Source organism: Paraglaciecola sp., from assembly GCF_051252315.1.
GTDB lineage: Bacteria > Pseudomonadota > Gammaproteobacteria > Enterobacterales > Alteromonadaceae > Paraglaciecola.
Window position 1 is genome coordinate 1 of record NZ_JBPOFP010000137.1, and the last position, 10,990, is coordinate 10,990.

The window sequence follows — 10,990 nt, forward strand, 5'->3', positions numbered from 1 at the left end:
TTGGTAACGTTATTCAAGCTCAGCCGGGTGCAAGTGGGTATTTGTTTCAAGTAGATCCAAGTGTAATGATTGAAAGGTTTTGTAAATTTGATTTCAGAAACTTTCCAAATGTGTGTAATTTTGTTTTTAGTAAATCATTAGCGAATGAAATAATTGAAGAAACAGGGCGTTTCTTTTGGCCAATGGCTCCCGATTATTCAGCGACTCTTTTGTTAATGTGTAAAACTCAAAAGCCATATTTTTTTGATGAGTACTGTTGTTTTGGGGGAAGGTCTTTAAAGAGTAATTATCATTCAATATTAGTAAGACAAAAGAATGGAAGGATGGATGACTTTATTAATGAATTCGATGATTCAGTTGACAAGATGCCATTTCATTCTCCTCAATTACCTTCATATTGGAATCATTTAATTGCTCCTGTAGCAATAGCCAGGCAGTTATACCCAAATGAAATGGGAGAGTTTGATATATCTAGAAGTGAATTTGTAAAAAGAATTTATTCAGAAATATATTCTACTATGGAAAGACTCCCACACTGGGAAGATGAAAGGTTAATTGATGCTTGGAGAGGATACTTTAGAAAAGCTGGTGTATCTAATTATGAGTTGGATAAAGTAGCTTCAGATGCATCAATAGCTAATCAACCGTTAGAAAAAGAACAGATTAAACCAAGCTCTATTAATATGTTGCAACTAGAGAGTTTGCAAATTCAATCATTAGTCCAGCTAATGAAACAATTTGATAAAGTGTTACCATTTTTACGACGCAGAGTTAGTCAAGAATTTTCCATTATGAAAAATAGAGCTTTTAAATTTGTAAAAGAGATGGAATAGCAAAACCAATTATTATAAATGCTACTTGTTGTTTCAAGTTTCTTTTAGGAGAGTGAAAATTAAAGCTGTAATACTAGCAGGCGGGTATGGGACTCGAATTAGTGAAGAGTCTCACCTGAAACCAAAGCCAATGATTGAAATAGGTGGTAAACCGATTATTTGGCACATAATGAAAATCTATTCGGCCTATGGAATTAACGATTTTATAATTTGTTGTGGCTACAAAAGTTATGTTTTAAAAGAGTATTTTGCTAATTATTTTTTACATAGTTCAGATGTTACATTTGATATTCAAAATAATAAGGTTGAGGTGCATCACAAACATGCTGAACCTTGGAAGGTGACTTTAGTTGATACTGGAGAAACGACGCAAACTGGCGGACGAATAAAACGTATTGCCGAATATCTAGATGATGAACCATTTTGTATGACTTATGGAGATGGTCTTGCAAATGTTGATATTCACAAATTGATTAAATTTCATAATCAAAATAATACCTTAGCAACAGTGACCACTGTTCAGCCTCCAGGCCGGTGGGGGGACGTGAAATTAAGTGGTAACAAAATAACGCAATTTAATGAAAAGCCGGAAGGGGATAGTCGCTGGATTAACGGTGGCTTTTTTGTGTTATCCCCTAAGGTGCTTGATTACGTGTCTGGAGATGAATGTGTTTGGGAAAAATACCCGATGGAGAAACTTGCATTAGAAGGTCAACTTTCAGCGTATCAACACCTAGGTTTTTGGCAGCCAATGGATACACTAAGAGAGAAGAATCTACTAGAAAAGCTTTGGTTACAAGAGAATGCACCATGGAAAATCTGGAGTTAGTGAGAGGCTTTTGCATATTATTGTTCGACACTAATTAGTGATTTTTAAACGACGCGTCTTTTTCTGATATTACAGTTGGAGAGAACGGCCATTCTATCTTAAACTTTGGGTCATCCCAACGAACGCCTGTAGCATGTTGGGCTGAATATTCTCCTTCTAGCATGCTGTACCCAATAACTGTATCTTCCTCCAATGTTAAAAAACCGTGTGCAACCCCTTTTGGGACATAAATTATATTACCGTCTAAAGCTTTTAGCTCAATACAAAAGTGCTGGAGATAGGTTTTAGATGACTTTCGCAAATCTAGAATAACGTCAAATAACTTGCCTTTAATACAGCGTACTAACTTTACTTCTTCATAAGGGCTAGACTGAAAATGCAACCCCCTTAGTGTCCCTTTATTAGTATTCCAAGATTCGCTAGATTGGATAAAACCACCACTCAAGCCTAAATCTGTAAATGTTTTCTGGCAATAATTACGGCTAAAATAACCTCGTTCGTCAGCATGTTTATGCTGAGTTAATACGCAGGCTCCACTAATATTGGTTTGTTTTACCTTCATTTTCGAGCACAAAAATAGAAGTAATTAGGGTTGATAATTTTATTTTTCACGCCAAATTTATCGAAAGATGCAAGAAATTCGGCGAGTTTATGTTCAGTCTCAATATTATTTCTAATTCCACCAAGTACACGATAAATAAATGAAGATGAAGGTGTTTCTTCTAATAAATCAAAGTTCGCTCTAACACTTTCTATAATTTGTTTGCCATTAAAGGTGTTGTCATGAGGGGACTGCCCACCCTCGGTTTTGTCTCGTTCTTCAACGTATTCTGTTTTAATATCTGATACCAACTGCTCTAACGAACTTTCGTCATATTGAGGGAGTAATTCATCTATTTCTTCATGCCAAGAGTTTGTTAAGGCAAGTAAACAACGTATCAACGCAACAACACTAGCATCCGACTGTGTCCAGTTTTCATGACAAGGTTCGTGGCCAAGAACTATTCCACCATCAGACAATAGTGTTTTGGCCATTTTTAAAATACTGTCTATATCTTCTAAATGGTGTAATACACCTGAAAATAATACTGCGTCGTATTGATTTGCTTGAAGGTCAGAGTCAAGTAATTCCTCGATTGAAGATACACGGTATTCAAGAGAACCGAATTTATCCTTGTAAGGGTTTTGGTCAAGCACTTTTTGCGCAGTATCAATCGCTTTATCAGCTATATCTATTCCTGTAACGTAATGCCCTTCTCGCGCTAATTCAAGAGAGAAGTAACCTGCACCGCACCCAACATCTAAAATCCTTTGATTTGGGCCCAAGTTTTGCGAAACTAGCCGTAAATAATTTCGATTCATTTCGCCGACGTAAAGGTCGGTAAATTTAGGGTCTCTCCAAAAACTCTTGTAAAAATATTCACAACGAACATTACGTCTTAGGTCGGCAATAAAACCTGCTTGTGAACGTTCTGTAATTCGTGAGTTGAAAGCCTCAGCTTCGGCTTCTATATCGTGATCATGATCATGCATTGTATTTAGTAAACCTCTAATTGAGGGATAGCAACAATGAATTTTGCTCCCCATTCTCGACATTCTTGCAGTTGCTCCATAACTTCCTCTTTGATATTCCAGGGCAGTATAAGAATATAGTCGGGTTTTGTTTTCATTATATGGATTGGGTCAACAATCGGAATATGATTTCCCGGCATAAGTTTGTTTTGTTTTTCTGGGTTTAAGTCAGCGATATACTCTATTGATTGCTGATTCAATTGGCAGTAATTGAGTAAGGTGTTTCCTTTTGCTGCTGCACCATAGGCGGCAATCATTTTTCCAGATTTACGTGCGTTTTTAATGAAATTGATAAGTTGAGATTTAATCGTAAGGATATTCTGATAAAAAGCCTCATAGGCTTTTCCATCAATCAAACCTGCTTCAACTTCCCTCTGTTTAAGCTTATTCACGTTTAGCGAAAGTTTAACGTTATCCTTTATTCTATTGATAAATAATCTAAGAGAGCCGCCATGAGTCGGCAGTTCTTCAACATCGGAGACACATAATCCTACTTGTCTTAAGTGAATATCTACAGACGTAAGGGATAAGTATGAGTAGTGCTCGTGATAAATAGTATCGAACTGACACTCTTTGATTAGTGTAAGTAGATGCGGAAATTCAAACGTTGCTGTGCCATTTGGAGCTAACATTATCGAAACGCCCTTAAGTAAATCCCTAATATATGGCACATGGGCAACTACGTTATTGGCGACGATTAGGTTAGCTTGACCATATTTGTTAGCGAGTGTTGCTGCACTTTCTTCTGTAAAGAAAAGTGATTCGGTTCGGATTCCTTTTTCATTTGCGACTTTCGCTATATTTTCTGCAGGTTCAATACCAAGTACTGGAATATTTTTTTCTATGAAATTTTTTAATAGATATCCATCATTACTTGCTATCTCTACAACAAGGCTGTTTTTTGAAAGTGTCTTTTGAGCTATTAACTTTGAACAATATGAGCGCGCATGTTGCAACCAACTTGAGGATACTGAAGAAAAGTAGGCGTAATCCGAAAAAATATCTTTAGGATTAACAACATGTACTACTTGTGCTAAAAAACAATCGCTGCATACGCGGACTTCTAGAGGATACGATTCCTCACTTTCTTCATCAGCTTTTGATAAATAAGCGTTTGCTAAAGGTGTGGAACCTAGATCCGCCATTAAGTGGGATAAGGAGCCATTACAGGCCCTACACTTTGTCATTATTAGTCTCTACTCCTGCCATTTTAATTGTTCGTCTAGCTGATTTGAGTTTGTCATAGCACTTAATATATTCAATCTTTTATATTCATTTATATGTGTTGATGGCGCTTTTTTTAGCAGTTCTTCAGTAGAAGTGGCGACTTGTTGAATAGATTGAGTAATGGATATTGAAGGCTGAAAACTCGGTGCTAGTCTTCTAAACTTAGAAAAATCAACCCGGTAAGAGCGATTATCTATACTAGCTTGTTGATTTATGGAAACCTCCACATTACCTAGTTGTTCTTGAACGAGATAGGCTAACTCTTTTATCTGAAAGTTATTTTTTTCGTCTCCAACATTTAATGAAATATTAAACTCACCATTCTGCATCTTGTGTGTACAAGCCCAAGCAATGGCCTTACCCATATCTTGAGTATCGATTAAAGGACGCCACGGACTGCCATCTGATAATATATTAATTTTTCGCTCTTTCATTGCTGTAAAAACAAAGTCGTTAAGAACAAGATCAAGCCTCAAGCGAGAACTTGCACCACATGCAGTCGCATAGCGAAGGCTAATGGCCGTGAATTTATCATCGCAAATTGAATTTAAGTAATGTTCAAAATCAACTTTACTCTTAGCATAGGTCGTTACTGGATTTAGTGCTGACTCTTCATCTGCATATTTGTTTGTATCTGATGCTCCATAAACACTGCAACTAGAAGCAAATACAAACCTATTAACTCCACAAGCTTTAGCCATCTGAGCACATTTCTTACTTGCCAAAAAGTTTATTTCACGGGTTACTTGCTCGTACTTTTCGCCCATAGGGTCATTTGATATTGCCGCTAAGTGAACAACTATATCAATATCGTTAAAGTGATCTGGCTCAATTTCTCTAATATCAATCTTGATTTGTTGATCAATTCCTTTTTCTAGGTAGGCACTTTGAATTGTCTTACACTTTTCAAAATATCCAGTATCTAGTCCACAGATTTGGCAATCGGGATAAATTTTCTTTAACTGCGATAAAACTGCAGGACCAACGTATCCCAAATTACCCGTAACAAGAATCTTCATTTACTTCCTCAGTTTTATTTATGCGACGCCACGACTTAATCTCATTTCTTGGCGTTTAAGTTCTACTTCTTCCATCGTCGCATCGTCTTGCTGACCACAATGTGCCATTCTTCCATGTCGTTCTATATAGTTTTTGGCGTACAGAACACGTCTTCTGCGTTCTTCTACAGGGTATTCATCTTTTTGATATTTCCAAGCTGGTAGGTCTGGATCTAGTTCAATCTCATAAACAGCTATTTCATCGAAGTATTTAACAGCAAAGGCTAGCGAATCCTCTAATTCTTCCATTGTTTCCGTAGGCCAGCCAACGATTAGATCCGTACGGATGATAATACGAGTATTCTTTTCACGAATTTTTTCGACAAACGGTCCAACTTTATCGGTTCGGTCTGCTCGTTTCATCATTTTGAGTAATCGATTACTCGTCGTTTGAATAGGTAACTGGAAGTCGGTTACTCGTTTTGATTGCAACAACTCTCCAAGTTCGTCGAACATTTTGTGAACACCTTGAGGCTGAAATTGGGCAATATGTACTTCGAATGAGTCATCAACGGCTAATACTGCTTTTAACATTTCGGCAAAATTAGTGCCGTGTTCTTGGCCATAAAAAGAGGTTTCCATCCCTGTTAATACGACTATTCTCACATTAAACTTAACCAGACGTTTCACTTGTTCGACTATATCATCTATTGTTCGGCTGCGCCTGTCGCCTAATCCTGGTTTATGATGACAGAATGAACAATTAAACGTGCACCCGTTTGCAATGTTGACAAACTGTTTAGTTAGATCATAGACACGATAATCTTCTTTAGTTCTAAATTCGGAACTGTGAGGAACGTCAGCAAATTTTATTTTTGCATCGGGTATAAGTGAGTCTATTTGTGAATCAATATTCGCATTTGAAATGGTTTTCCCTGAGTGTACCTCGGCTACTTTTTTAGGGTGTGCATCATTTAGGCAGCCAAAAACTACAAGGGCATCCTTGGACACTTGTTTTTGCATTTGGCTTATGCGGTTGAAAGAGTTAGTTGTCAAGAGTTTCCAACCATTGCAAGTCAGACATATTGGCATATCAGCAGCCGCAGCTGTATCAGCAACATCCCATCCATTTACGATAAACCAGTCTTGAACTCTAGCGATTTGAAGCTTTTGTGTGGTACACATATCGTCTTCTGAGAAAAATACTGAAGGCATGTCAAACTCCTGAGTCGTCTATTCTTTTTTATTAAACTATCCAATACGTTTAATAAACGCGTGTGGCCAGTAGCTTAGGTCTCTGTCGGTAATATTTCCTTCGTTAAAAGGAATTTCCGGTTCTTCTATTATAAAGTTATCGTTCTTTGCTACAAATTCTTTAGCTGCTTGTGTAGGGTTGTTCCAGTCCCAGTCTTCGTCAGAACGAGGAGCCCCAACCATGTCTTGCATAATGCCATCCATTGCTACTACATAAGAGCCAACAGGAATAAACGAAGAATACAAATGTAATTCATCTAAAACATGTTGCTTCGTATGATTTGCATCTAAAAAAACAATAACACGTTCTTCAGGATTCAGGTCTTTACTTATCTGGTCAATGATTTGAGGGGAAGTTGAACTCCCTTCAAACAGAGTTATAGCGTCATATAAGGCATGTTCTTCAATAGCTTTTCTATTATGCGCGCGGATATCAATATCTATACCAATGACCCTACCTTTTCCCATAGCTTTTAATATTGAAGCATAAAAAATGAGAGAGCCTCCATGTGCAACACCTGTTTCAAGTACTACATCTGGTTTCACTGAATAAATTAATTCTTGAATGCGGATCATATCGTCTGGTAACTGAATGATAGGGCGCCCCAACCAAGAAAAACTATATACATATTTATTATCCCATCCACTGCGAAGCATTGCGGCTGAAATTGCTTTGAATGCTTCTTTAGTACCAATATCATGGGTCAAACTTGTCATATCCGAATTTGTTATATCGACATTATTTTTATCAAAATTTATAGTTATTGATTTAATTTGATTCATTCTGTTGTTTGCTCCTTGGGGATGCCTTTTTTCTCAGATAAGACCTGATAAGCTTTTTCAAATGAGGTAAATAATGTCTGAGCATCTTGATCACCCCAAATAATGTATTGGTTTTCATTGGCAAACTGGATAGTTGGGCTACCTACTTCAATGTCACAAATTTTAGCAGTATATTGCTGACCCGCAGTTGTCTGATATATTAAGTATGGGACATCGGAGAGCATCGCCATCATAGCGGGACCACTGTTACTGCCTATAAACAAATCTGATTCTATTATTGCACTAAGCTCGCCTGCTAATGTATGGCCGTAGTGTTTTAGGAAAATTACATTAGGCAAATTTAAGATTCTACGATCAACTTCTTCGTGTCTACCCGCAAGTAAAAATTTTACATTAGGATATAGCTTCCCTATCTTTTCAATAAACGCTATCCAATGATCAAATTCTACATCACGATAAAGGCTTGCAGAACTGTCTACAGTGCCTAACTCAGATTTTCTTTGGCGCAAATGTAAACTCACAAAGAATACGTCTTTTGAAAATCCAAACTTTAGATTTGTACCGACGGTTTCTACACCTTTAAAAGCTTTTAATTTCGGAACATAATTATTCGTTTTATAAAATTCGTTAATCGTTTTGAATTCCCCTGAGTATGCCAGTCGTTTATCCGGCATACTTGCCAACTGCAAGTTTTCAGCGTAGTTGTACATGTTGGGGGTACATTCAGTTTTTTGGCAAGTGAGATTTATCATTTCTCGCTCAAATTCGTTTCTACTTTTAAAGATCTTTATCGTATTTAACATTGGATTAGTATAAAAAGCTGGGAAAATATCTAGCAAGAAACGTTCATAATTATGGGTTGAAATATATCCTTGTACTTTGGGACTTGGGCGTGTTTCATCAACAATAATATAAATATCTATGTTTTTTAAGCCTTTATTAATAGCTTCACAACATAAACAAATATTCCAATTTAATATATCGCCTAGCGCATATGGCCAAATAGTAAAATCCCAAACCGCTGCATACGTATCGTTCTCAAGGGGAGTGTCACTAATTAATGCCTTTATATTTTTTCGTCGACCACCTGATTTTCTCCCTCTTAAGTAGTGCAGGTAAATCGAAATTAAAGGACTTCTTTTAGCAAGAAACTTCAGGCAATTTTTTACAATTTTTAGCATAGATTATCTTTGTTAGTTGAAGTTACACCATGTATCCTTTTATAAGGTATCGCATTTTATTACGGATTCATTAATAGATTTCTTATTTTTTTACAGAATTTGTCGATAAGCAAAAAACAATCAATTTTAGTGAACTTATCTTTCATTAATTTGTAGGAGTCTGAATGCATCAAAATGAACTTGAAAAATTAGCAGCAAATGTTCGATATGAGCTAGTGAGACTTTCTCAACAAAATGGCGTGCCACACCTAGCCTGCGCGCTTTCCTGTGTAGATATACTGGCTGTTCTTTATGGTTCGGTTATGAAAGTTGATGGTAGTCAACCAGAGTTGCAAGAAAGGGATTTGTTTTATTTAGGAAAGGGCCATGCGTGTGCGGCTTTATATGCAATGTTGGCGCATAGAGGTTACTTCCCTTTAGAGTTGTTAAATACTTTAGGCAAGGATGGCTCCATATTAGAGGAGCATCCTGGTGTAAATGCTCCTCCCGGTATTGAGCATGTTTCAGGGTCATTAGGTCATGCGTTATCACTTGCAACGGGTAGAGCATTGGCTAGTAAAATCCAGAGAAAACCCTCCAAGCATTTTGTTTTAGTTGGTGACGGTGAAACAAATGAAGGCACAATATGGGAGGCCGCTCTATTTGCCCCGGCTCACAAGCTTGATAACTTAACCGTCATTGTCGATTTTAACAAGCTTCAGGGTACTGGAAGAAGTTGTGAAATTATGTCTCTAGAGCCAATGGAAGATAAATGGCGTAGCTTTGGTTGGGAAACAATTCGAGTTGATGGGCATAACATTCAGCAATTGGAACAGTCGTTTAATTTAGAACGAGATAGTAGTAAACCGTTAGCTATTATTGCGGATACAGTTAAAGGAAAAGGCATATCTTTTATGCACGACGATAATAATTGGCATTATAGAATTCCTACTTTGGACGAAGTTAAACTGGCTAAATTGGAGTTGAATTGCTAATGAGAAATCAATTTGCGAAATGTATTACTGAGGCAGCAAAAATAGATGAAAGTGTAATTTTATTATATGCAGATATAGGAAACCGACTTTTTAATGATCTTAAAGTTGTCGCCCCAGAAAGGACGATAAACGCAGGTATTGCAGAAGCAAATATGGCCACAATGGCGGCAGGGTTGGCTATGGAGGGATTTAAGCCTGTTATTTATACAATCACCCCATTTACCACGGCGAGAAACTTCGAACAAATAAAAGTAGATATTGCTTATCAGAATCAAGGAGTGGTAATTGTTGGGACTGGTTCTGGTTTGTCTTACGCGAACCTTGGGCCGACTCACCATTCGTTTGAAGATATTGCATTAATGCGAGTATTACCAAACATGCAAGTTGTGTGTCCCGCGGATAAAGTAGAACTGGAAGGGCTGTTTAAGCAGGCACTAAGTTCAAGTTCTCCCGTTTATCTGAGAATTGGTAAAAAGAATGAACCAACTATTTACGAAAATGGTGAAAAATTTACCATAGGAAAAGCTCATGTGTTAGACAAGGGACTAGATGTCTGCCTATTAGTTAATGGGACTATATTACCCATAGTCATTGAGGTAAAAGATAGGTTAGAGGCGTTGGGGAAAAGTTGTGAGTTAGTTAGTATGCATACGGTTAAACCTTTGGATAGTGAGTACTTAAAAGATGCAATGTGCAAATTCGATTTAATTGTTACCGTGGAGGAGCATAGTTTGGTTGGCGGGTTTGGTAGTGCTATTGCTGAATGGATAGTTGACGGAGCATATAGTAAAAGACTGATTAGATTTGGGATTGAAGACAAGTTTATAGATCAAGTCGGTAGTCAGGCTAGCGCTAGACAAAAAACTGGATTAACTGTTGATAATATTACACAGAAAATAACAGAAGCGGTTGGTTTGTGATTATCGGAATTGATTTTGATAACACGATTGTCGATTATTCCGGAGTGTTTTTTGACACGGCTATTGGTCTTGGGTGGCTTAAGAATGGGCAATCTGGTTCTAGTAAAGAAGAAGTGAAACATTATTTTGTTAGCAAAGGGTTAGAAAGTAAATGGACGGAATTGCAGGGTATTGTTTACGGAAAAACAATTGCTGAAGCTAAACCTTATTCTGGAGTGGTATCTTGCTTAAAGCATTGGGCTGAATCTGGTCATGAACTAAAAATTATTAGTCATAAAACTAAATATCCAATAGTGGGTGATAAGTTAGACTTTCATTCCGCAGCTTTGAATTGGTTAGAGTGTCACATTTTTTCGGAAAACGATGTGCTTACTTCACTTCGAAATAAAGTGTTCTTTAACTCAACAATTGACTTGAAA

12 protein-coding genes are annotated in these 10,990 nt (G+C 37.2%); 5 read left to right on the top strand and 7 right to left on the bottom strand.

Annotated elements, in window-relative coordinates:
• The coding region (locus ACSHXM_RS18930; protein WP_435691433.1) for a hypothetical protein at positions 1-833 on the top strand (833 nt) is incomplete at its 5' end.
• 52 nt (positions 834-885) lie between these two features.
• On the top strand, positions 886-1,662 hold the full coding sequence (gene rfbF, locus ACSHXM_RS18935; RefSeq protein WP_435691435.1) for a glucose-1-phosphate cytidylyltransferase: 777 nt from the start codon (positions 886-888) through the stop codon (positions 1,660-1,662).
• Between the two features lie 34 nt (positions 1,663-1,696).
• On the opposite strand, the gene ACSHXM_RS18940 is transcribed toward rfbF, so the two are convergent.
• The 7 genes from ACSHXM_RS18940 to ACSHXM_RS18970 are packed head-to-tail and all read right to left on the bottom strand — an operon-like array spanning position 1,697 to position 8,677.
• A complete protein-coding gene (locus ACSHXM_RS18940; RefSeq protein ID WP_435691437.1) occupies positions 1,697-2,224 on the bottom strand; it encodes a dTDP-4-dehydrorhamnose 3,5-epimerase family protein in 528 nt (175 codons plus the stop codon).
• Positions 2,221-3,195: a class I SAM-dependent methyltransferase gene (locus tag ACSHXM_RS18945; protein WP_435691439.1), complete on the bottom strand. Its 975-nt coding sequence runs from the start codon at positions 3,193-3,195 to the stop codon at positions 2,221-2,223. The genes ACSHXM_RS18940 and ACSHXM_RS18945 overlap by 4 nt, the downstream gene beginning before the upstream one ends.
• Positions 3,196-3,200: 5 nt before the next feature.
• On the bottom strand, positions 3,201-4,421 hold the full coding sequence (locus ACSHXM_RS18950; RefSeq protein WP_435691441.1) for a methyltransferase domain-containing protein: 1,221 nt from the start codon (positions 4,419-4,421) through the stop codon (positions 3,201-3,203).
• Positions 4,422-4,430: 9 nt separating this feature from the next.
• Positions 4,431-5,480: an NAD-dependent epimerase/dehydratase family protein gene (locus ACSHXM_RS18955; RefSeq protein WP_435691443.1), complete on the bottom strand. Its 1,050-nt coding sequence runs from the start codon at positions 5,478-5,480 to the stop codon at positions 4,431-4,433.
• Positions 5,481-5,498: 18 nt separating this feature from the next.
• Positions 5,499-6,674: a radical SAM protein gene (locus ACSHXM_RS18960; RefSeq protein WP_435691445.1), complete on the bottom strand. Its 1,176-nt coding sequence runs from the start codon at positions 6,672-6,674 to the stop codon at positions 5,499-5,501.
• Between the two features lie 36 nt (positions 6,675-6,710).
• The gene (locus tag ACSHXM_RS18965) at positions 6,711-7,496 is read right to left on the bottom strand and encodes a cephalosporin hydroxylase family protein (protein ID WP_435691447.1); all 786 of its coding nucleotides are present in this window, start codon (positions 7,494-7,496) and stop codon (positions 6,711-6,713) included.
• Positions 7,493-8,677 (bottom strand): hypothetical protein, encoded by a 1,185-nt coding sequence (locus ACSHXM_RS18970; RefSeq protein WP_435691449.1) that lies wholly within the window; start codon positions 8,675-8,677, stop codon positions 7,493-7,495. Before ACSHXM_RS18970 ends, ACSHXM_RS18965 begins: the two co-directional genes overlap by 4 nt.
• Positions 8,678-8,841: 164 nt before the next feature.
• On the opposite strand from ACSHXM_RS18970, the gene ACSHXM_RS18975 reads away from it, so the two are divergent.
• The 3 genes from ACSHXM_RS18975 to ACSHXM_RS18985 all read left to right on the top strand — a co-directional run.
• On the top strand, positions 8,842-9,651 hold the full coding sequence (locus ACSHXM_RS18975) for a transketolase (RefSeq protein WP_435691451.1): 810 nt from the start codon (positions 8,842-8,844) through the stop codon (positions 9,649-9,651).
• Positions 9,651-10,571: a transketolase family protein gene (locus tag ACSHXM_RS18980; protein ID WP_435691453.1), complete on the top strand. Its 921-nt coding sequence runs from the start codon at positions 9,651-9,653 to the stop codon at positions 10,569-10,571. The genes ACSHXM_RS18975 and ACSHXM_RS18980 overlap by 1 nt, the downstream gene beginning before the upstream one ends.
• The coding region (locus ACSHXM_RS18985) for an HAD family hydrolase (RefSeq protein WP_435691455.1) at positions 10,568-10,990 on the top strand (423 nt) is incomplete at its 3' end. The genes ACSHXM_RS18980 and ACSHXM_RS18985, both read left to right, overlap by 4 nt.